Genomic DNA, 24,014 nt, shown 5'->3' with positions numbered 1-24,014 from the left:
TACTACGAAAGATACAATTCATTGTCATGAAAAAGCGTTTCAAATATTATGATGGTATTACGGAAGAGATTGTATATGATCAGGATAATTTAATCGCTGTTAGTGAAAATGCCGGAGACCTTATATTAACAAAGGAATTTCATCAGTATGTAAAGGAACGTAGATTCAACATCTATCTCTATCGTAAAGCAGACCCTGAGTCTAAAGGAAAAATTGAAAATGTCGTAAAGTACGTAAAAAATAACTTTGCGAAAAATCATGTCTATTCATCGCATGAGGATTGGAACGAAAAAGCTTGGAAATGGCTCGAACGGACAGGCAATTATAAAATACATAACACGACAAAAAAGAGACCTTTCGAAGTGTTTCTCCTCGAAAAGCAACACTTAAGAAAAGTCTCATCACCGCTTTCTATTATAGAAAGCAACCATACTGAAATTATAACAAGGAATGTGAACAAGGACAATACGGTTCGATATGCGTCCAATCGATACTCTATTCCTTTAGGTAATTATACGAAATATCCAGAAGTAAATCTATTGCTCCATGGGCAAATACTAAAGATTTTAGCGCCGTATACAGGAGAAATTCTTGCGGAGCATTCGATTAGCTTAGAAAAAGGAAAGCTAATTAAAAATGTAAATCATGGACGCGATCGCTCTACATCGCTCGATCAATTACAACGAAATGTGCTCATTTTATTTCCTTATGAAGGCGCAGAGCAATATATTCAAGATGTTTGTCATACATACGGTCGTTATCGACGTGACCGGCTGTTACTTTTTAAAAAAGTCGCAACAGAAAGTCCAGAATGGATTTCTAGAGCAGTAGAAAAATGTATTCAAGAAAAATTGTATAGTGCTAATGAATTTCGTGATGTTGTCGCTTATTTTAAGCGTACGAAAACAGAACCCGGAATTGAAGCAGCTGTAGAGGTAGAACCTAAAACAGCCTGTAACAATAGCAGTACAAACAAGGGACTTACAAGAGTACATTCACCGTATGGGAGGCAAATAAATGAGTAAAAGTGTAGTAGATATTCAAAAAGCATTTAAACAATTACGATTAGTTGAAACAGCGGAGGGGCTTCCAGAGCTTCTTCGCGAAGCAGAACAAGTACCTTGGACTTATTTAGAGTTTTTAGAGGAGCTCACTACGTTAGAGTTAAGAAGACGTGAAGAAAAGAGTATTGAAAAACGCTTACATAGGCATGTTTTCCATATCATAAACCGTTGCATATGTTTCAGTTAGATGAGCAGACAGCGATTACAGTGGGTCAAATGAAGCAATTACAAGAATTTCAGTGGTTAGAGCAGAGCTATAACTTAATTCTCTTAGGACCACCTGGAGCCGGTAAAACTTTATTGGCAGTAGGCTTAGGTATTGAAGCAATTCAGAAAGGATTTCAAGTCTATTTCGTAACAATGGGAGAACTAATCCAGTTATTAAAAACAGAAGAATTTACGCATCGTTCGCAAATTCAGTTAAAATGTTTGCGGGCTTCGGATTTGGGCATTATAGATGATGTCATGTACATGGCTTTAAATCAACGTTAGGCGACGTTATTCTTTCAATTGATACATAAGATATACGAGCAAAGCTTGCTCATTTCAACATCAAACCGAGTCCTGAAGAATAGACGGAATTAGTAGGAAATCAAGGAATGATGACAGCGATTTTAGATCGACTGTTACACTGAGTAGAAGTTATTCATATGAACAATGAAAATCATCGATTAAAGCATCAGCAAAAGATATTTAACGAGTAAAAAGTGTTCATCGTTAATGGGCAAAAAATGTTCAATTTTGGTTGACGGTTACATTGGCTCAAACGTATTCACTTGTTTCAGAGATGTTGGAAAAGGCTTTAGGGAAGTTACCAGCGGAACATCAGCTACTGATGCATTCAGATCAAGGCTGGCATTTTCAGATGAAACAATATCGCCATGCCCTAAAAGAAAGAGGTATTGTACAAAGTATGTCACGCAACGGAAATTGTCACGATAATTCGGTGATGGAGAATTTTTTGGGGATTATGAAGTCTGAATTCCTTTAAAGAATTCGAAAGTGTCGAGCAGTTTAAAGAGGAACTAGAAAAATATATGAATTATTACAACACGAAACGTATCAAGGCAAAATTAATACTGAGTCCGGTACAATACCGAACTCAGTTTACCAAGCTGCCTAAAAGAAATAACCGTGTCTAACTTTTTGGGGTCACTTCAAAAAAGTGGGTGATTTCATTTTCCTCAGAATATTTCTTTATATTTAAATGACTTTGGAAGTTTTTCATCTCCATACGTTAATAAAAAAGCATAAACCCATCTTTCAATACCAAATGCATTGCATCCAGAAAAAGCAAGATTATCTAAAAGTTTTATGTTATATTTCGATGTAAAGAATTTTTCATGAATATTAAATGAAGCTACCGAAAAATCTTCCCCTTTTAATTCATAGATTAATTCATATTTAATTTCATTGTCTAACTGGTATTTTTTTTTGTTGTCTGAATTAAAAAATGGATCAGATGCTGTTTCAATCCTTCCTCTTAAACCAAGCAAGTTAAATAAATTCCAAACTCTATCCATTATACATTTTCTGGTTTCCTCTACTTCAAAAAAAGTACCGAAAGTCACAATTTCTGACATCGTAAAATAAGTTAGTCTATACTCTGAAATCAACTTTTTTTCTTCATTTCTGAGACACTTACCTAATGTTCCAACTAGTTTTTTGGATTTTAAATTAATATTTTCCAAATTTTTATAAGTATGGAAACAGGCAGCAGGCAAAACGGAATATTCAATAGTTTCTGAATGAGATGTATTTTTTATTTCCGTATAGTTATCAGGAAATTGTTGATTATACTTTATTTTTCTCAACTCTTTACTCCCTATAACATAAGGAATCTCAAGCAATTCTGCATTATAACATTTTTTAAGTTCCTCAAAAATATCTTTAAATTCATTATAAACATTTAAAGCATGACCTTTTAAGTAAACAACTCCATCTTCACTAAGATTGTACCCATAAAGTGAAACATCTCTTTTCACCATTTTATTAAAATCATTTTTATCAATCATCTTAATTTTTTGACTAGATATTATAGTATTCTCAACAATTGCGTCAACTTCACTGTCATTTAATGTCGGACTTGTAATCCATAAATTAAATCTTTCATCTATTTGAGCAACCATACCTTGCTTTTCTATTTCATTCTTAATTTTATCAGCAGTTTTTTTATCAATTGGATAGTTTATTGGGAATTTCTTATTCATCAGGCACATCTCCTTATCAAAAATTCAACTTTATGATATCTGGAATTTCAGGACTCTCTGCACATATACAAGCAATATAATTTCTTTCTGGGTAGAAAATATGTAAATAATTAGATTTATACATATAGACTTGCTCATTAATCTTAATAAATTCAGTCTCAAATAGATTTTCAGTTAATAATCCTTTTCCTACCTTCTTGCCATAGCTTTCTTTCAACACCCAGTTTAAGAAAAAATTAATTATTGGATTTTCTGAAAATTGTTGAGTGTTAAATTTATTTATTAAAGAATCTTCTTTTATTAGCTCAACATCTACTCCTACGTTTGTATCACATATTGAAACCATGATAATATTTCCAGAATGGCTTATATTAAAATTCTTCTCTTTTTTATTACCAATAATAATATAAGGCTTTTTCTTTCCATCCCTAATTAATTCTATTGATGAGTTCTTTCTATTATAAAGGTTTTTAACTATATAGGTTCCTAATAATGCTCTATTACGATCCTCAATTCTTTTATATTTATTTATGTATAAGCATTCTAATTTGCTCATATCGTCAATTAAATATTTGAATTTTTCAGATCTAAGTTCCTGGTCAGATAAATATAAATAATATATATTTTTCATTTTATTTATTCCTTTTTATAAAAATTCAATTCATAGACACTACTTTCTGGATATAAATTAATATATTCACCGTTAATCCACTTTTTAAAGTGATCACGGTAGTTTTTGGATAGTGGATGTGAAGACTGCCCTCCCGGGATAGATATTAGTCCTACCTTCTCACCTGGTATGGAAATAAAACGAACAGATGCTCCAAATCCTGGCCATGAAACATTAACAGTATTTTGACAACCTTCTAGTTCCCTAACTGGCATGTTAAAAACAGACCAGAATTCTTGATAATAAAAGCTTAAAATATTAAAAATAAAAGTTTTATTAGTCTTTCCCCATCTTAACGCCTTTTTACCATTCCACTTAAAATTACTTCTAAGTTGTTCATATGCTTCTTTACAAGTATCTATAATAAAGTCATCGAAGTCTTCTTTTTCTGTATAAATAAGTTCACAATTTTTCTCACTAAGTATTGCTCTTAGTGGGGTTTCAATGTTGTTCCATGCAAAAAGGAAATCTGGCTGAATTTCTTTAGCTTCACTTACCAGTGGCTCGATTACCTTTTTAACTAAATTTTCGTGAAATACAACGAGCATTGAAAAATATTGACTATTCTTTTGAACATTATTGTCCCACTTATCAAGCATGTGTAATATTTTTTTAGAGAAATCATCATTTTTCTTTGTCATACTTTCAAAAATTAAATCTCTATAATAAAAATAAAATTCACCATACGTATCATTTTGAATATTTTCCATGCTTTCACATTTTAGATTAGCCGATAATGGTTGCTCATTCCTTAGTAAGTTAGTAATTCGGTAAAAACGGTAACCATTAAAATAATTATTTCCTAATATATTCTTACTTTCACTTCCTATAATTCGATTATTTGCGGAAACTACATAATTTACAGTCGGATTAATAATTTCTGGTTTTTCTGAATCATGCAAATATACATTTCTTGATTTATATTCATCCCAATTGACCATTCCCAACAAATCTTTGTTAGTATTTTTCAGTATTTTCCCACATACAGTCCATCCAATATTTCCTTTATCGTCCCCTATTATTACATTCATTGGGGGACCCCCAAACTCTTTCATAACTTGAATACCTTCATCTACATCTTTAACTAGCATCATTTTATATATGGAAAAATTAATTGCTTTATAGTCTAATAAACTACCGAATTGTAATACATTTTTATCTAAAACTTTGTTGGCATTTACATTTCCGTATATTGTCTTTTTTATATTAATTTCAATAGTTTCACTATTTTTAACTTTAATAAGCTGTTTTTCATATTCAAATGGTTTCCACCCGTCTTCAGTCAGATAGCTATCTTCATTTTCATTAGACTCTAATTTTAAATATTCCATATTATCTCCGCAAAATCTGGTAAAACCCCAACTAAGATGATCAGACGAGCCGGCAATTATAGCTGGTAAGCCAGGCAAAATAATTCCACTCCCGCCTCCTTCAGGTAATTTTAAGTGAGCGCGATACCAAGTAATTGGAACTGAGAGAGGTAAATGCATGTCATTTGCAATTTTTGAAATATATTTCCCTTGCTTTGTTTTGTACCTTTTCCCCCAAGCGTTCGAACCAATAGGTAATATAAATTCCGGCATTGATTCTTTTATAGAAGGCTTATTTTTTAACCGTTTAATTAATGAAATAATTTGTTCTTTTGGAATCCCGTTAAATGCTCTATTAGCATTATTTAAATATTTATTATTAAAGCAATCGTCATCTTGAAGTAGAAAGTCAACAATATCCTTAGGAAGTATATTATTCATAACTTCTACCATTTTTTTGTCTTCTGGATCTAGCGTTAATTTTTTGAAAAAACCCAAAAAAACCGCTATGCTGTCAATAATCGTCCATCTTTCGGGGGTATAATCAAGTAATATAAACTCAAAACTATTTTTAATACTAACAGTTTCTAAATAATTATTAACACCATCGGTATAACTTTTTAACAGACTTAATTCCTCTTTATTAAGATGTTCAACTACTTTTGTTGCAATTTTTTTTAAATCTAATAATCTCATTTCTTTATCTTTGTCTATGAAGACTTTTCCTAAGATCTCTGCCAGTTCCCCATAACTTTCACGCCGTTGATAATCCATTTGAAATAAACGATCCCTCGCAGTTAAATAACCCAGAACAAAGGAACTATCCTCTAAACTTTCAGCTTTTATAGTAGGAACTCCATAAGAATCAAATTGGACATGAACATTTTCGAATAATCCATCTATTTCCATATTTTTAGTATTCTTTTTTGGCAAAGTTTTAATTAAAGTATATAAAACAAACAACACTTTTTTCTTCTGTAAAAAATAAATCAGAAGACTAAATTCAATAATAAGAGTTATAAAAAACAAGTTTGCAGATATTTTAAATATAATAGAGTTAGATATTAGTATAAGCAGCACTATTAGATACTTCATAATAAAAGACACCTCAATTTAGTTTAAATTCACTATATCTTCAGCAATTTCATTAAGAGTCAAATTAATATTGGTGCTGAATTTCGACAATAGTAATTCATACATTCGGATTAACTCATAAATATAGTTTTCGTCAAAATATTTCATTTGATAATCTAGACGAAATATAATTTTATTCTGATTATAATCAATATTCATCATTAATTTCATACCATTCGGAGAAATATAAGTGTTATTAAAAATTTTCTCATTTTCACTTTGAACTTCGAATTTAAAATCTTTAAACAAGAATCTTTTTTGATATGAAAAGTAAACATTACTATTATTAGGATTTTCTTTATAATTCCTTTCAGTAGCCCACTTGAATTTAATATCCGTCTGTTTAATTTGCTTTCCAATATCGTCAATTAAATCTCTTAATTTTGTATTTTCATCTAGCACAACGTTTACAGTACTCACACTAGAAATATTGCCCATTGTTCCTATTTCTACTGAACTATTTCTATTCAGTATTGGGAGAGATACTTGAAAGTTGTTAGTTTTAGTTTTTAAGGCTAAAAGCAAAGCAAATTGGCTAAATAAAATCTGGAAAAGCGTAGTACCTTTCATTTCTGGAGTATTTTGTAAAATCTTTAATTCCTCGATATTTAGTTCTCTAATTAATATTTTCCTCTGGAATTGATTGATGTGTTCTTTAATATTTTGAGGAAACTTTATTGGTTGACTCACCAAAGCAGCACTTGTAAGGGGAAGATTTTTCAAGGACTTGATTACATAGCTCTTATATTTAGGTGGGTCAATATCTATTTGAGGCAGTTCCGCATTTAAATACGCTTTATAAAACATAAATATTTCTTTTTCTAGCATTTGCAATGAATATCCATCAATAATAAGATGGTGAGCAACAATATTTAAGTAATACTCACTTTTATTTACACAAATTAAGTGAAAACGTATAAAAAATGCATTTGATTCTAAATTAAAAGGTTGATGTAAATCTGATTCTACCTGTTTTTTTAATTCTGTCATATCCTTCACTTCGGTGATTCTTAGAGGTAAATATTTAAATTCATTAATTATTTGGGTTCTTGATTTAAAATTAAATGATGCTCTTAATGCATCATGGCGTTTCAACACATTATTAATACTTTTTTCAAGAAACTCTGATTCTATTATCCCTTTTATCCCTAAAACATCAAAAAGGTGATTAAAATGCATTTTAGGCACCATATCTTCAAAATCCATAAGCGCTTCTTGAGTAGGAAGAAGAGGGATATTTTTAGAGTTTAAATTATCTTCGTCATTCTCTTGGTAATTTAAACTACTCTTATTGGACTTAATTAAATTTAATAAATTTCTTGGGGTAGTGTTTTCAAGAAAATCCCCTAAAGATATTTCAGTATCAAAGTGAGAATTTATATAATGTATTAATTCTACTGCTAACATTGAATCTCCACCGATTTCATAAAAATCAGTGTCAGGAGTAAGTTTTAAATCCTTTTGGTTTAAAATTCTACATATTATTTCATAAATATTGATATAGTTATCCATTTTTAATCTTCTCCCTATAACTGACGTATTAATTTAATTATATTAGCCATTAAATTTTGAACTTCTTCTTCTTCGTAATAATTTTTATAATTTATATTTAAAGAGAACTCATTTTTACTAAAGTGATAATAAATAGCCATCTCTTCATCTAAATCATTTGAATTGATTTTAAAATATTCACATTCTAAATCTCCTAGGCAAAATCTATGGGGTGGAGTATTATCTTCAAAAACTAAAATTTTGTATCCTTTACTATTTGAAGAATCTCTACTGGCTTTTATGATTTGTTCGTAGGGGACACTTTGATTTTTTAAAGCTTTTGTTATATTAGGCTTATTTTTTATAATGAATTCTTCAATTGAAGTCTTTTGATTTGAAAATAAAGTTCTTATTATTATTGTATTAATGAAGCACCCGATTACATCATTAGAAGGTCCTCCCTCTCTTCTGGATACAGGTGTCCCGATACTTAATTCATGTAGGTGAGGGCTTTTCAGATAAAATGCATATTGGATAACACTAACCATAAATTGAAAAAGAGTTAATTTATTTTTTTGACAAAAATTTAATATGGTTTCCCTTTCTCTTATAGTAAAAAAATATGTTTCAACTGAACTTCCAAGTGGAGTTTCATTACTATGTTTTAAAGGGAGTTTTAAATTCTGTTGATCTTTTAAATAATTGTTCCAAAAAATTAATTTCTGAGTAAATAACTCACTTTTAAATTTCTGCTGTTCGTTAAACGCATATTCATAATACTGGTATTTCAAATGAGGTAATTGCTTAATATCAATGTTTAAAGTATTCTGCTCGTAAAAGTGTTTCAGCTCATTAAAAAAAACTTGAAAAGACCAACCATCGGAAATGTAGTGATGGAGTGATAAAAGAAGTATATGAGAATTTTCACCTTTCTTAATAAGCAATATATTAGCTAAGGGGCTATCTTCAAATTTAAGATTACTCCTGAAATCATTAATAACATTATTTAAATTATCATCCTTTGATAGGTCTACTGTATTTATAATGAATTTTTTATATGGTTTAATTATTTGCTCGGGTCTTCCTTTAACTGTCTTTACTGAGGTCCTTAGCATGTCTTGTCTTTTAAAAATAATATTAATACTTTGATTTAGAGCATTAAAATCTAAAATTCCGTTTAACTTAACCAAGCAAGTATTAAAATTCAAATTTTTCTTATTATTATTGAGCAAGTTAATAAACCAAAATCTCTTTTGTGAAGGTGAAATAAATTTTTTCTTCTCTTCTACTAATAACTTTTTTACTAGTTCTTCTCGTTGGTTCATTTAAAACACCTCAATCTGGATTATAAAATTATTAATTAACTTAGCCAATATAGAGAAATTTTATTTAATATCTCCATTTCATCATTATCTAATTCCCATACGGCTAACTGTTTATAACTATTTATATGCTCACTTTTTTTTGTTCCAACAATAGGAACAATTCCTTTTTGCATAATCCATTTTAGTGCGACTTGTTCAATTGATTTAACATTATGTTTTTTCCTTATGTTTTCCATTAAATCAAGTAGTGGTTCAACTTGCGTGATATGCTTCAAGGAAATATTCTTTCGACTTTTTTCTAGTGGACGACTATTTCTATAACCACTTAGCAATCCCCTTGCTAAAGGGCTATAGGCATATAATTTTATTCCATTAATATTTGCTGCTTCTCTCATTCCTTCTGCATCAGCATGGGGATTGACTAAATTGAATTGAATTTGATTGGAATAAAGTTCCAATCCGTGATCTTTAAGTTTCTCATGTGCTCTCAACATTTCTTCTGTATTACAATTAGAGATACCGATATGTTCGATTAAACCTTCTTCTTTTAAACACACACACTTTTCCACCCAATTCTCAATAGGGAATGGTGGTAATGGACGATGTATTTGTAATAAAAAAATTTTATTCAATCCTAAATCAAATATGTGCCTTTTAACAACCGATTCAAATATCTTTGGATTATATCTCCATGGATAAGGCATGATCTTGCTTGCTATTTTAACTTCGTTTTGAACATTATGTCTTTCTATTAATTCTCCTAAAATACGCTTTCCATCTCTATAACCAATTGCAGTATCAAAAGATAGAAATCCTTGTTGAATTGCCTTTAGAAACATTTCATCTAAATTTTCTTTATTGAAATTTATTCCATAATTCCACTTCTTGTTCCCCCATGCCCATGTGCCAATCATAATTTCAGAATTCATTATTTACCTCTTGTTTCAATTCATTCAATATTTCTAATGAGTCTAACACTTTATTATTTGGCATTCCAAAATCTATCAAACTAGCTATTTCTGTTACTCCAATTCCTCTAAGTTCTTCAAGTAGTGGTAAACATTTTTCTTTTGATCCTAAAAGAGTTCGATCATTAAAATATCGCTCAAAAGCAAAAATTGCCAAAGAATCCTCATCATGATCAGAAAATCCAAGTGTGTCTACTTTAATTTCTTTTCCCAATAACTCATGTCTATATTGTTCCATGTGTACCTTTAAATATTTGATAAACGAATCTCTAATTTCAGTTTTCACAACTTCGTTACTTCTTCCTAAATAGGTGTGAATCATAACGGTAATTTCTTTATTATCATCATGTCCATATTCTAAAAGCTTACTTTTATATGCCTTAATGTTATTAGCTAATTCTTCTATTGTTTGTTGCCCTAAAAGAGCGGTAAGTACATTTTTCCCAAGCTCACCTGCCCTTTCCCAAGTCTTAATATTATTTGAACTTGTAATCCAAATCGGAAGTTCTTTTTGTATAGGTTCTGGATAGATTTTTAAATTTTCCGTTGTATTATTTACCCCCGTTATTTTCAGTCTATTTCCAGACCACAAACCTTCAAGAGTTTCTAAGCGTTCAAATAATACCTCTCTTCTATTTACATATGTAGAGGGGCTATAGACAAAATCACTTGGGTGCCAACCTGGTGCCACACCCAATCCGATTCTTCCATTTGAAATATTATCAACCATTGACCAACTTTCAGCAGTTTCAAGTGGATTGTGAATAGGCAATACGGTGCTTCCCGTTCTTATATTAATGTTATCTGTTATTGCTGCAATAGAAGCAGCAATAACAGCAGGGTTTGGATATAAACCTCCAAATTTATCAAAATGTCTTTCTGGTGTCCAAATCGAACTAAAACCATTTTGATCAGCATATTTAACACTTTCAAATAATAAATCATAGCTCTCTTGTTTACTTTTTATTCCTACAGCTGAAAAAGAGAAAAGACCAAATTTCAGAGTCTTAGTTTTTTTATTTTTCAAATTATTTTCAAGATACTTTTCGTATAATTTTTGACGTTCTTCACTCAATTTAATAACTTCATTATCTATTTGTGATTTCATCATTCTACCTCAATTCCTGTAAAATTTTATTAACTTCTTCATCTGATAATGAGTTTATTCTCTCAAGAACTTCCGATTTCATTTTTTCTTCTGGATCATCCTCAGATATTTCTTCTAAAGAATTTAATTCTTGGTAAACTAAATCAGAGATATATTCTACTGATGCATCTTCCAACATATCGTCGATAGAAATAGAGACAGAAAATTTCTCTCGAATTGAAGAAACAATCTGAGTAGCCATTAGAGAATGCCCCCCCAAGTCAAACAAATCATCTTTTACATTTATCTCCTCAAAACCTGTGGCTTTTTTCCATATAGAAAGCAACTCTTCTTTAATTTGCTCTCTGTCATAATATTTGTTTTCTTTAGGAGAATCCTCTCGGTCTTTTTTTTCTTCTTTCTTTTCTACTTCTACGGAAGAAGGTAAAGGAATTTCAACATGCTTTTGTTTCACCCCAGCTTTTTCATCAATCCAATAAACAGTTTTACTGAAAGGATAAGTTGGTGCAGGAATTCTCATTACCTGTTGGTTTTTCCAAAACTCTTTCCAATTTATATCAATGTTATTGCTCCATAAGCAACCCAATGTTGTTAAAAATGTTGAATAATCAAGTATTGCATTTCCATTTAATATACTTAGAACATTTTTAAAATTATACTGTTTTAATGCTGTTTCTATAAGCTCATCATGACCTATTATTACAATAAAATCTTCCTCATTAATATCTTCTTTTAGGCTACTTAAAGCACTATTATATTTAGTTTGAATTTCATTCGTAGAATAAGAGGTATACCCTATTTCATTAATTAAAGGAATTGCTTCATCTTTTTCACAATAAACCTTTTGATTTTCAGTAATATAATTATTAATTTCTAAATCATTAAGAGTCGAATAGTTAAATAATTTTTCACATTTAATATTTACTTTTGATAATTCTCTTTCAATATCATTAATGCTATTAATATCTCCCTTTAAAATATGAAGAGAATCCGAATAAGAGGTTAGAATTTTTACCGAGTCATCTATATATTCAGATATTAATTCGAGTGTTGAATTAACTTTTAATACAATTTTATTAGGATCTTGTTCAATAAAGTTTGATCTTAATTTAATTAATTCAACTGCTTTCTTAAATTCAATTCTACCTGATACAGTGCCAGCGACATATTCACCTATACCAAAACCTAATACAGATTTAGGTAGTATATTTAGATTAATTAAAAATTCGGCTAAACTAAACTCGATTAAAAATAAACATAATTCAGAATTCTTGTTATCATTAATTTTTTGTTTTACTTGCAGACTTGTATCTTCGAATTTTATAACATCGTTTAGTAAATCTAATTCAATAATTTCGTTTATTTTATTATTATTATTTTCTAAAATATTTTTAAAATGTGAGTTATTTTGATACAACTTTTTAGCCATATCAATATACTGGGAACCATTCCCACCAAAAATAAAAGTCAATTCCGAATTTTTATTTGTATTTTGTTTCTCAATCTTATTAGTAGATAATTGTTGAATCAAGTTATTGTAATCACTAAAAACGCAAGTAAATCTTTTATCAAATTGATTACGACCAACTTGTAAAGTATAAGTTAAATCAGTCAAAGGAGTATCTGGTTTGTCAATCAAGAATTGCAACAGATTCTTTTTATATCGATTTAATGCTTCTTCATTTTTGGAAGATAGAATTAAAAGATTATTTTCCTTTGTTAGTGATTCAATAGGTTGGGCAGGAGCCTCTTCTAAAATCATAAAAGCATCATTTCCTCCCATTCCTATGGAATTAATTGCAGCTCTTCTTGGCTGGTCATTTTCAATTTCCCAGTCAAGTATTTCTTTATTAATATAAAAAGGGCTTTCTTCTAAATTAATCTTTTCGTTTGGACTCTCGAAATTGGAATTTGCCGGTATTTTTTTATTTTTTAAAGCCATTACAATTTTAATAAGTCCAGCAACCCCTGCTGCTGCATCAAGATGCCCAATATTTGTTTTTACAGAACCTAAAGAACAATAGTTCTTTTCATTGGAAGATTTATTAAATCCATTAGTTAGTGCTGAAAACTCTATAGGATCGCCTAGTTGTGTTGCTGTTCCATGAGCTTCAACATATTGAATGCTTTCTGGACTAATTCCTGTCAACGAGAATGTATCATTAATAACTCTAGCCTGTCCTTGTATACTAGGAGCACTAAAACCAGGTTTATCAGATCCATCATTTCCAACATTTGATCCTTTAATTACTGCATGAATAGTATCATTATCTTTAATAGCATCTTCAAGTCTTTTTAATACAACTACTCCAGTACCGCTTCCAACTACACTACCGTTTGCTCTTTTATCAAATGCATAACAGTGACCATTCTTTGAAGAAGTACCCCCAGGTGTATATTTATAACCTTTTTCTAATGGCATACGAATAGAGGATCCTCCGGCCAATGCCATATCACAATCACCAATTAATAGGTGCTGACATGCTAAATGAATAGCAAATAATGAACTAGAACAAGCAGTTTGAACAACTATACTTGGGCCTTTAAAATTCAATTTATAAGAAACTCGAGAAGTTAAGTAATCTTTATCGTTTCCAATCATCACTTGTTGTTCACCCAAGAAATTTAATAAATCTCGTTCTTTTATTAAATTTTGTAGGATATAGGTATTCATTGTACTGCCACCAAAAACTCCAATTCTATTAATAGTATTAGATTCAGTTGAATACCCGGCGTTTTCAAATGCTCCCCATGCAACTTCTAAAAATTTTCGCTGTTGTGGATCCATAATTTCTGCTTCCCTAGGCGTATATCCGAAAAATTCAGCATCAAATTCTTTTGCACCTTCTAGCATCGTTCCCGCTTTAACATAATTAGGATCTTTTAAGGATTTTTCATTAACTCCTTGACTGATTAAATATTCATCCGAAAATTCTCTAATACTCTCTTTTTTATTAGAAATATTTTCCCAATATTGCGCTACATCAATTGCATCTGGAAAAATACCAGCTAAACCTATAATTGCGATATCATTATTACTCATAATTGTTTCCTCCGCTCTCTAATTTCTTGCATAATATTATGCTTATCTTTTAAGCTTTTATCTTTAATAATTGGTCGCTCTCCATTTTCAAGAAAATTGCGAAATTTTAGTATACTAAAATACTCAAAAATATCCATTATTTTAAATTTACGATTAAATTCTTGCTCTAATACTTCTAATAATTTATATGCATTCAACGAATGTCCACCAACTTCAAAAAAATTAGTGTCTATGGATTCCACTTTTCCTTCTCCAATTATCGCCTCCCAACATTGTAGAATACGCTTTTCTGTCTTATTTTTAGTTATAGAAGAAGAAATTAATAATATTTTTTCTTCTTCCGAATAACTCTGTAATTTCTTTTTATCTGTTTTACCGTTTATATTTTTTGGAATTTCCGGAATTTGTACTAAAAATCCGGGAATCATATAACTAGGTAATTGATTATTTAATTCTTTAAATATTACATTTCTTACCGAATGGATCTCTTTCTCTAAAACTAAATAGGCCACCAATTTATGTTCATAAATAACTACACTTTGTTTCACAAAAGAAAGTTGATTTAATATACTCTCAATTTCTTTCAGTTCCACTCTATATCCCCTGATTTTAACCTGCTCATCTTTCCTTCCTATAAATACTAGTTCTCTTTTTTCATTATAAATAGCTAAATCTCCAGTTCTATAGTAAACTGATTTATTCCCCTCAAAGTTAAGCGTTATAAAACTTTTTCTAGTTAAATCAGGTTCGTTTATATATCCATTAGTGACACCGGGTCCCCCAATATATATTTCTCCTTCTACTCCTTCAGGTAATAAGTTTAAATTTTCATCTAACAAAATAACGTTGTTATTACCCGATGGCGTACCAATTGGCACGGGAGCTTTAATATCATTTCTATTAACTGTTTTCCAATCAACTTTGTACATTAAAGCGTTAATACTAGTTTCAGATGGTCCATATCCATTAAATATTGATACATCATCTCTTAAAAATTTTTTAGCTTTCTGTACTAAGGAATAATCAAGAGCTTCACCACCCAAACAAATTAAACGAAGTGATGGTAAATTTACTTCCTGATTTAAAAGTTCTCGAAACATTGTTGGAGTTGTATATAGCATATTTACATTTTCCAAATTAATTTTAGAAACAGCATTGAAAGGATTATATTTTTCCTCATTTGTACTTAGTATTAATTTCCCTCCGTTTAATAAGACATTAAATAACTCTTTTAACCCAAAATCAAAGTTTAAAGATAGATGTTGAAAACTAATAGTCTTATCAGATAGTTCAAAAAATTTATCTAACCATTTAAATAGGTGCATTAAGTTATAGTTACTAACTCGAATTCCCTTTGGACTACCAGTGCTACCAGAAGTATAGACTGCATAGACAAAATTATCTTGGGTATCCTCAACGTCTCTTATGGTAGTATCTAACAGCTCTGTTTTCTCTAATCCAATTGGTATTATTGTTTTATCTATACTTTGTGTAATCATTTCATTGTCTTTATCTATTAAAACTATATTTTTAATTAGACTAATATCTACAAATTTTTTTAGGAATTTTTCTTCTGTAAGGATTGTATCGATCTCACAATCCTTAATAATTTTGATAATATTCCTATTACTATATTCTATATTTAAAGGAACTATAATATCTCCTGACAAAATAATCCCACACAAACATTCTAAAAAATGTAGCTTATTCTCTACAAAAACACCAATATGCTTTTGATTTCCTTCCAAAACATTTCCCTCCTCTCTTATAGTTTTTTCAATATTGATGCTAATTTTTTTGCCCTTTCATATAAGAATTCATATGATATTTCTTTTGTATTAAAACTAGCAGCTATATTGTTGGCGTTTTTTTCGAATTGATTAATTAGCTCTTTTTTAATAGTAGTATTACTTTCAAAACTATCCTTCTTTAAAAGAATCTCTGAGTTATCTTCCAATAAACTAAAGTTAGATATACTTTTTTCTTCATTATGAATTAATTTATTAAACAATATCAAAAAGTGATTAATAAATTTTTTTATTTTATCAGTCTCATATAAACAATTATTATATTTTAGCCAAATAAAATAGTGATCTGTATCTTGTTCAATTAGAAAATCAATATTGTAGATTGATTCCTTTTCCAATTCTTCTCTTCTTATTAACTTAAGTTGAGTATTTCCTATTTCAAATGTATTATTTAAATTCAATCGATTTAAATTTTTTAATTTCGGTAAATCTCTGTAAGTAAATAAGATGTTTGTCTCAAAAGCTTTATTATTGTTAATTAAATAGTTATTATATGCACTGCCTTGATTAGCACTGAATTCACTAATCATTCTTAAATATTCATTATTTACTCCAGCAATAATATCTAAAAAATTCATTTCATTTTTTAATTCAAAATTTATAGGGATAGTTTTTACAAAATTGCCTTGGCTTCTATAACTTTTTGGGCTAACTCTTCCATGATAAGGAATAGCTAAACTGATGTCTTTTTGGTGAGTATAACGATTTAAAAGAATAATAAATACACTTAAAAAAACAATATTCTCTGATACATTATTTTGAAGGCAAAAATTTTTGATTCGTTTACTCATATTGGAATCAAGAATATTTTTCTCCAACATAAAGTTAAAAGTATTTTCATTATTATTACGTTCAATGTCTAATTTTAAAGGCTTTATCTTATTAAAATAATTCCTGAAGAATTTTTCTTTATCGGAATCAATATGATCAATACCTTTACTTTCATTTACATAAAATTCATCTATACCAAAATCTAAACTTTCTTCTTTTCGTTCATAGATTTCTTTTATTTCGCTATATAATAGAGACAATGACCAAAAATCTGTGATTATATGATGTATTCTAAATAATAAATAATTATTTTTATCAGTCTTGATATAAATAACCTTTAGTAAAGGTGGTTTATTTAAATCAATGCGAGTATTAACTTCTTTTTTTAGGAATTTTTCAAATTCTATTTCATTATTAACATTTACGTCTACAATTTGAAAATTTATTTTTTCTTTTATATATCCATGTATATTAGATTGTCCGCTATGATAGCCTGATCTTAACATAGGGTGTCTCATTATTAATCTATTAATTGCATCTTCAAGAGCTAATTTGTTTAAATTCTTTACAATAAATAATGAATTTAATGAGTAATAAGAGTTCTTTTTAACTTCACTTTGAAACCATATACTTTCTAAATTCTTTGCTAACCTAAATTTCTCTGGAACTTTATAAAAATTAGAATTTTCTCCTTTCAGGTCAAGTAAATCATTCAGAGTAATATTTAAGATTTTTGTAGAATCTAGTTCTTTGGACCAGTTCATATAAATATATTCTGCCAATTGTGCAAGTTTAATTGAATTAAGGCCGTAAGACACTAAAGGTTCTGATAAATCTATTTTTTCAATAGGATAATCCAACAGTTCCGAAACAAAATCATTCAGATTTTGTTTAATATTATGAGATGCGTGAATAATGCCCTCGTATAAATAGTTAATTTTGTCTTCCTCAAACAACTGTTTAATAGCTTTTCTTTTTATTTTTCCACTTGAAGTTTTTAATAATGAATTTTTCCTTACTAATAAAATTTTATTTATATCTATTCCGTATTTATTATTAATGGTTTCTCTAATTTTATTAGTAAATTCATCGAAATTTTCTTTGTCTTTCTTTAAAACCTCTTGAATGAAAACTACTTTTTCTTCTCCATGAGAAGTAATAGAAAAACAAACATTTCTATAATTCTTCAACTCTGTTATAGTTTGAGTAACTTGTTTTTCTATGTCTTCTGGATAATAATTAACCCCATGAAGAATAATCATATCCTTTTTTCTACCAGTGATATATAACTGTTTTTTGTAAAAAAAGCCCATATCCCCCGTTTTGAAAAATCCATCAATCCACATATCTTTATCTTTATAATTAATATAACCATTAAATACATTGTTACCTTTAATAACAATTTCACCTAATTCAAGTTCTTCCAAAAAGTCATTATTAGGATTAATTATCTTGGTTTCTATTTTTGGTATCCCTGCTGAAACAAATTTTGTATTTTGGATTGTGTTGGAGCTAGATATCTTTAGTGATTCATTTTTTAAAGACGAGGTTAACACATTAATAATATTCGGGTTTTCCTTTGGTTCTATCCCACTAATGAATAGAGTTGCTTCTGCCATACCATAGCATGGCATCCAAGAATTATAAGTAAATCCCGTCTCTTTAAACTTCTCATTAAACTCTTTAATAACCAAATCATCAATTGGTTCTGAGCCATTTATCGCTATTTTCCAAGAAGATAAATTTACATTTTTTAAATCCTCTTGACTGATCTTTTCGATACACCATTTATAACCAAAGTTAGGAGACGCACTAATTACTCCCTTATATGTACTTATTGCATTTAACCATCTTATAGGCTTTCTGAGGAAATGAGATGGGGTCATTACAACACATTTTTCACCACAATACATAGCAAAAAATAAACTTCCCATTAATCCCATATCATGATGGATCGGTAGCCAAGTTACAATCGTTCCAATATTACCCTTAAGATGTTCTTCTAAATTAATATTATTAAAGTTAATGTTTTCGTTGCTAATTATTACCCCCTTAGGTCGGGAAGTGGAGCCTGAAGTATATTGGATTACAGCAGTAGTTGAACTATCTTCATTTATAAATAAATCACTAGTATTTTCTATTTTCAAATCATTAAAAACGATGATTTCTTTTTCGAATTCCATACTAATCTGTTGTGAATCAGAATGAGAATTGACAACTATTAAACTAATTTCCGTGTCTTGTAAAATAGAGTTTATTTTCTCGTTAAAAGTTATTTCACCTGGGGTATTGCAAGGTATTACAATCATTTCGGCTATTAAAATTCCATAAATTAATTCTATTGTTTCTATACTTGAAGGCATAGCTATTAATATTTTATCGCCCTTTTTGTATTTAGTTTGTAAATATCTAGCTATATCTTTAGCTTTAGTATAAAGTTCTGAATATGTAATAATATTTTCTTTACTCTCTCCATCTTCTAAAAAAATATATGCAACATGATCTGCCTGAGTTTCAGCTCTTTTTTTTAAAATTTGAACTAATTTCAAACCATTCTCCTCCTATGTAAAGAATATGCCAACTAAATTAACAGTTGGCATATTGATACAATTTACTTCTCATTTTGCTCAGCAAAAGCTTTTTTTAATTCTTTTACTGTATCTTCTGATAATAACCCAACGATCGGAGAAATCATTTGTCTCACCTCCTTTCAAAAGACTCTTTTAATTTACATTTCTTTCAATAGACATTTCATCAGGTATTTTATTTATTTCAGTATTTTCTGAACTTAAAGTTTTCATTATAAAAAGACATGCAAGTGTAGCAGCAACAATAGGTAAGAATAATGTAATTTCAAACCACTCTTTAGCAAAATAACCTGCAATAAGTGATCCCACAGGCATTCCTAAACCTATAGCCGTACCGTTAATAGCAAAAGCACGACCATACCATATAGGATCAGTAACCCGTTGTCTAAGAGAATTTAAACTTACATCTACTAACCCTTGAGTTCCTCCAATAAACATAAGGCTCAATATTAATAGATATATATTTGCAGAGAAAGCTAAAAGTAGAAAACCAATTAAACTAATTCCCATACCAGTTAATAGATATCTTTTTTCTTTCCCTTTTGTATTTACTTTTCCAAAAAAATAATTGGAAAGAAGAGCTGCCACTCCCTCTATTGCCCAAAGTAATCCTATATAGAACTCATTTCCATCTAAATGGTTATACACAATTAAGGGTAGTAAAATTGTTAAACTTCCAAAAGTTATTACATAAATAGGAACATTTAAAGATAGAGACTTTAATGTTTTATTATGTTTAAACACATAAGTAATACCTTGTAATGTTTCATCAAAGATTGTTTTGATGTTCGAAGCTGTATCTTTACTTGAATTAGTGCTTGGTATATCTTTCTTAACAAAAATAATTGCAAAGAAATAAAACATTGCAACAATACCCATGGCCACTTCTGGTAATAAAGAAGCAAAAAGAGTTCCGACTAAAAGTTGTCCAAAAACTACAGACACTTCTTGATTGACCCCATCTAAACCATTCGCTTTATCCCAATACTTTTCTGGAATTAAAATTGGAAAAAGAGTAGCTACAGCAGTTAAAGCAACTGGTCTAGTTAGACCTGTGAATATTATCAATCCAATAAAGAGAAATTTAGGCAAAACATCAAAGTTGTTAAGGATAGGAATCAATAAAATTCCTATTCCTGTCAAAAATAGTGATAGTTTAATAATGAAAGATTTATTATATCTGTCAATAATTGTTCCAGTAAAAGGACCCATTAATATACTAAAAATACCACTGAAAAACACAGCTGTCCCAGCTAAAGCGGAGGAACCAAATACCTTTAGAGTAAATACAACTATTGCTGTACTAAACATCCAAGCTCCTGCCCTCAGCAAAAAGTTAATTATAAATAAGCTAGAAATACCTTTAACTTTAAATACATCCATATATGTTGTTTTCACTAGTAACACTCTCCAATAAGTTTAGCTGCCAATCGTAAATTTTCTTTTGTATCAAGTAAGGAAATTCTCACATATCTTTCTCCTTGAGAACCAAATCCACCACCCGGAAATACACCTATTTTCTTCTCATATAGTAAGTGTCTAAAAAATTGATACGAGTCAGTAAAATTCTTGGGAATCTCAATCCAACAATAAAAAGTTGATTTAGGGGCAAGAACCTCTTTGTTGCAAAAATTATCTAGAAAAATATTCCTTCTCTCTTCATAACATTTTGCAATTTTCTTTTTGTATTCTTCTCCCTCTTGAATCCCTATTATTGCAGCTTCTTGAATAGCGCCATATACACCTGTATAAAAGTTACACAATATTTTTTCAATACCAGAAATAATTTCTTTATTTCCTACTACAGCGGCAATTCTCATTCCAGCCATGTTATAGGATTTAGAAAAAGTATAGAGTTCAACCCCCACATTTTTACTACTGTTATAACTAAGAAAACTACGTGGAGTTATTTCATCAAAACCTATTTCTCCATAAGCAAAATCATGTAATATATAAAAATTATTTTTTAGGGCAAGACTAATAATTTCCTCAAAGACATAATCATTTGCAACTGCTCCAGTTGGATTGTTTGGATAGTTTAAATAAATCATTCTGGCTGACTCATAAATTTCAATTGGCAAATCAGAATAGCGCGGTAGGAAGAAATTTTCTTTCTTTAAAGGAAGAAAATCAATACTAACTTTTAAAGAATTAAGAACAGGTAATATATCGGGATAGTACGGATCCGGAATTATAACCCTATCGTGGTAATTTAAAATCGTAGTCGCAATCATCGAAAGAGCCGTTTTCCCTCCAGGAACAATTACAACTTCATCCATATCTAAATGAACATTAAACTTACTCTTATATAAATTAATTAATTCAAGTTTTAAGGCCTCACTTCCGGTAAAAGAAGGATATCCAGAATAAACTCCGGATTCAATAGTTCGGCTCATATGGTTTGTAATAAATGATGGAGTTTTCATATCAGGATTACCTTGTCCTAAATTAATACAGTTCTCTATATTATTAATTTCTTTCATAATCTTGGATATGTAATGTTCAGGTAATTCTTCAACAAATTTAGACAGCATTCTTTGCCCTCCTCTCTTTTTGAAAATGTATTCTTTATTAAGTAACAGTAATTTAAATTATTTTTATGTATCTTTCTAACTTAATTAGATTTTTTTATTACACAAAGCCCCAAAATTTCGGTCAACTTTTAGAAAATTTATCCTTTTTTAAAAATTACCAATATTTTAATTATTTGTCAATTATTTTTTAACTAGATTTTTTATTACATAAAACCCTAAAATTTTAGTCAACTTTTTAGAAAATTTATCTTTTTAAAAATTACCAATATTTTAATTATTTGTCAATTATTCTTTAACTATATTTTTTTATTACACAAAACCTTAAAATTTCGGTCAACTTTTTAGAAAATTTATCCTTTTTTAAAAATTACCAATATTTTAATTATTTGTCAATTATTTTTTAAGTGATTTTTGACTTTTTCAGATTCCTTAATACCCCTTTATTTTACATGTAATAATTTAGGAAAATTTACGTTTTTTAATAAATATCAATATTCTGATTATTTGTCAATGGTAGATTTAAGTTTTCGAATATTCAAATATATCATTGACTTTTACTTTATATAAGTATTATTGTTAATATAAATATACAAATTTTGTAATTATTTTTATTAATTGAGGGGAGGACTCTATATGCTACTCGATTGCACTCTTAGAGATGGTGGTTATTATACTGACTGGGAATTTTCAGAAGAATTGGTAGATGATTATCTTAATACTATTTCTAGTTTACCGCTTATAAATTATATAGAAATTGGTTATCTCAGAAATTTACCTGATAAGGATTATGGGGACTTTTATTATTTACCATTAGAAACCATTCGTAAAATACGGAATAATTTAAATAAAAGCAAAAAAATAGCAGTTATGATTAATGCTAAAGAATATAAAAATATTAATCATATAAATGACTTATTATATAGCTGTAAAAATTATGTCGATTTAATACGGATTGCAGTATCGCCACAAAATATAAATCATGGAATAGAATTAGCAAGAAAAATTAAAGATATTGGATTTGAAGTTGCTTTGAATATAATGTACTTGTCACAAATAACCCTTTACGAATTAGAAAATATAATTTGTGAAGTAGCTAATGATTCTGCTAACGTTGATTTTATTTATTTAGTCGATTCATTTGGCTCCTGTTATCCTGATGAAGTTACTGAAAAAATCAATAAGGTTAAAAGTTATTGCAATATACCAATAGGTTTTCATGGTCATGATAATCTATCTTTGGCCTTTAGTAATTCAATTTCAGCTTGTAAAAGCGGAGCAGATATTATTGATTCTACTATTACTGGAATTGGACGTGGAGCTGGAAATCTTGCAACTGAACTTTATTGTACTTATGAGATACATAAAAGAGATTTAGCATATGACTTCTCAAAAATTGAAGATCTTGTAGAAAAATTTATAGAGTTAAAAAAAATTTATGACTGGGGAACCTCATTACCTTATATTATTTCTGGTTTAAACAATATCCCTCAATCAAAAATCATGGACCTATCTCATAAAGAATATAAAATTAATGATTTATTAAGTTATTTACAAAACAAAGTATCTGATTGATCTTAAGGATAATTTTTAAGACTTATTATAAAACGACGTATATTTGCCATAGTAAATAATTATCCAATACCTATATATCTATTGATAACAAAACTTAGTACTGCTGATATTAAATCAGCAGTTTTTTTTATGCCTGCTTTAACAGAAAAACCCCATACATTTTGAACAGAATTAATCAAAATGCATGAGATAAGGTTTTCGTGTTTTAAAAATGTTTCTTATAAAGGGCGTACTACACCTTGTGAAAGGCCCTCGTCCAAGATACTTGTTCTGCTTCGCGAAGAAGCTCTGGAAGCCCCTCCGCTGTTTCAACTAATCGTAATTGTTTAAATGCTTTTTGAATATCTACTACACTTTTACTCATTTATTTGCCTCCCATACGGTGAATGTACTCTTGTAAGTCCCTTGTTTGTACTGC

Annotated in this window: 15 protein-coding genes and 2 pseudogenes; 4 read left to right on the top strand and 13 right to left on the bottom strand. The window is 29.2% G+C overall.

What is annotated here, in order from left to right:
- The first annotated feature begins 26 nt into the window (after positions 1–26).
- From ACQKN4_RS02360 to ACQKN4_RS02350, 3 genes and pseudogenes are all read left to right on the top strand, one after another.
- A complete protein-coding gene (locus tag ACQKN4_RS02360; RefSeq protein WP_427482060.1) occupies positions 27–1,025 on the top strand; it encodes a hypothetical protein in 999 nt (332 codons plus the stop codon).
- A pseudogene (istB, locus tag ACQKN4_RS02355) lies at positions 1,018–1,768 on the top strand (IS21-like element helper ATPase IstB). Before ACQKN4_RS02360 ends, istB begins: the two are co-directional and overlap by 8 nt.
- A gap of 59 nt (positions 1,769–1,827) precedes the next feature.
- Positions 1,828–2,206, top strand: a pseudogene (locus ACQKN4_RS02350) (transposase); the annotation flags it as partial.
- A gap of 42 nt (positions 2,207–2,248) precedes the next feature.
- Here the strand turns inward: ACQKN4_RS02350 and ACQKN4_RS02345 are convergent.
- The 12 genes from ACQKN4_RS02345 to ACQKN4_RS02290 form a co-directional block, all read right to left on the bottom strand.
- The gene (locus tag ACQKN4_RS02345; protein ID WP_427482058.1) at positions 2,249–3,274 is read right to left on the bottom strand and encodes a hypothetical protein; all 1,026 of its coding nucleotides are present in this window, start codon (positions 3,272–3,274) and stop codon (positions 2,249–2,251) included.
- A gap of 16 nt (positions 3,275–3,290) precedes the next feature.
- The gene (locus ACQKN4_RS02340) at positions 3,291–3,905 is read right to left on the bottom strand and encodes a 4'-phosphopantetheinyl transferase family protein (RefSeq protein WP_427482056.1); all 615 of its coding nucleotides are present in this window, start codon (positions 3,903–3,905) and stop codon (positions 3,291–3,293) included.
- Positions 3,906–3,910: 5 nt separating this feature from the next.
- Positions 3,911–6,187 (bottom strand): penicillin acylase family protein, encoded by a 2,277-nt coding sequence (locus tag ACQKN4_RS02335; protein WP_427482054.1) that lies wholly within the window; start codon positions 6,185–6,187, stop codon positions 3,911–3,913.
- A gap of 180 nt (positions 6,188–6,367) precedes the next feature.
- Entirely contained in the window at positions 6,368–7,900 is a 1,533-nt protein-coding gene (locus ACQKN4_RS02330) for a condensation domain-containing protein (RefSeq protein ID WP_427482052.1), read from the bottom strand.
- 14 nt (positions 7,901–7,914) lie between these two features.
- Complete coding sequence (locus ACQKN4_RS02325; protein WP_427482050.1) at positions 7,915–9,204, bottom strand: condensation domain-containing protein; 1,290 nt, start codon at positions 9,202–9,204, stop codon at positions 7,915–7,917.
- Positions 9,205–9,239: 35 nt separating this feature from the next.
- Positions 9,240–10,133, bottom strand: coding sequence for an aldo/keto reductase (locus ACQKN4_RS02320; protein ID WP_427482048.1), 894 nt, complete (start codon positions 10,131–10,133; stop codon positions 9,240–9,242).
- Positions 10,123–11,283 carry a MupA/Atu3671 family FMN-dependent luciferase-like monooxygenase gene (locus tag ACQKN4_RS02315; protein ID WP_427482046.1) on the bottom strand — a complete coding sequence of 387 codons (1,161 nt, stop codon included), beginning with the start codon at positions 11,281–11,283 and terminating at the stop codon, positions 10,123–10,125. Before ACQKN4_RS02315 ends, ACQKN4_RS02320 begins: the two co-directional genes overlap by 11 nt.
- A gap of 1 nt (position 11,284) precedes the next feature.
- Positions 11,285–14,323: a beta-ketoacyl synthase N-terminal-like domain-containing protein gene (locus ACQKN4_RS02310; RefSeq protein WP_427482044.1), complete on the bottom strand. Its 3,039-nt coding sequence runs from the start codon at positions 14,321–14,323 to the stop codon at positions 11,285–11,287.
- On the bottom strand, positions 14,320–16,071 hold the full coding sequence (locus ACQKN4_RS02305; RefSeq protein WP_427482042.1) for an AMP-binding protein: 1,752 nt from the start codon (positions 16,069–16,071) through the stop codon (positions 14,320–14,322). The genes ACQKN4_RS02310 and ACQKN4_RS02305 overlap by 4 nt, the downstream gene beginning before the upstream one ends.
- A 17-nt stretch (positions 16,072–16,088) precedes the next feature.
- Positions 16,089–19,451: an AMP-binding protein gene (locus ACQKN4_RS02300; RefSeq protein ID WP_427482040.1), complete on the bottom strand. Its 3,363-nt coding sequence runs from the start codon at positions 19,449–19,451 to the stop codon at positions 16,089–16,091.
- A gap of 174 nt (positions 19,452–19,625) precedes the next feature.
- Positions 19,626–20,888, bottom strand: coding sequence for an MFS transporter (locus ACQKN4_RS02295; RefSeq protein WP_427482038.1), 1,263 nt, complete (start codon positions 20,886–20,888; stop codon positions 19,626–19,628).
- Entirely contained in the window at positions 20,888–22,024 is a 1,137-nt protein-coding gene (locus ACQKN4_RS02290) for an aminotransferase class I/II-fold pyridoxal phosphate-dependent enzyme (protein ID WP_427482036.1), read from the bottom strand. The genes ACQKN4_RS02295 and ACQKN4_RS02290 overlap by 1 nt, the downstream gene beginning before the upstream one ends.
- Positions 22,025–22,657: 633 nt before the next feature.
- Here ACQKN4_RS02290 and ACQKN4_RS02285 point away from each other — a divergent pair.
- Positions 22,658–23,596, top strand: coding sequence for a hypothetical protein (locus tag ACQKN4_RS02285; RefSeq protein WP_427482034.1), 939 nt, complete (start codon positions 22,658–22,660; stop codon positions 23,594–23,596).
- Positions 23,597–23,828: 232 nt separating this feature from the next.
- Here ACQKN4_RS02285 and ACQKN4_RS02280 read toward each other — a convergent pair whose 3' ends face one another.
- The gene (locus ACQKN4_RS02280; RefSeq protein WP_427482032.1) at positions 23,829–23,960 is read right to left on the bottom strand and encodes a hypothetical protein; all 132 of its coding nucleotides are present in this window, start codon (positions 23,958–23,960) and stop codon (positions 23,829–23,831) included.
- Positions 23,961–24,014 lie beyond the last annotated feature (54 nt).

Origin of the sequence: Lysinibacillus sp. NPDC093692, from assembly GCF_050280125.1 — a bacterium.
Taxonomy (GTDB): Bacteria; Bacillota; Bacilli; order Bacillales_A; family Planococcaceae; genus Lysinibacillus.
Note: the sequence above shows the minus strand (reverse complement) of the source record. Positions and strands in the feature narration are given on the sequence as shown.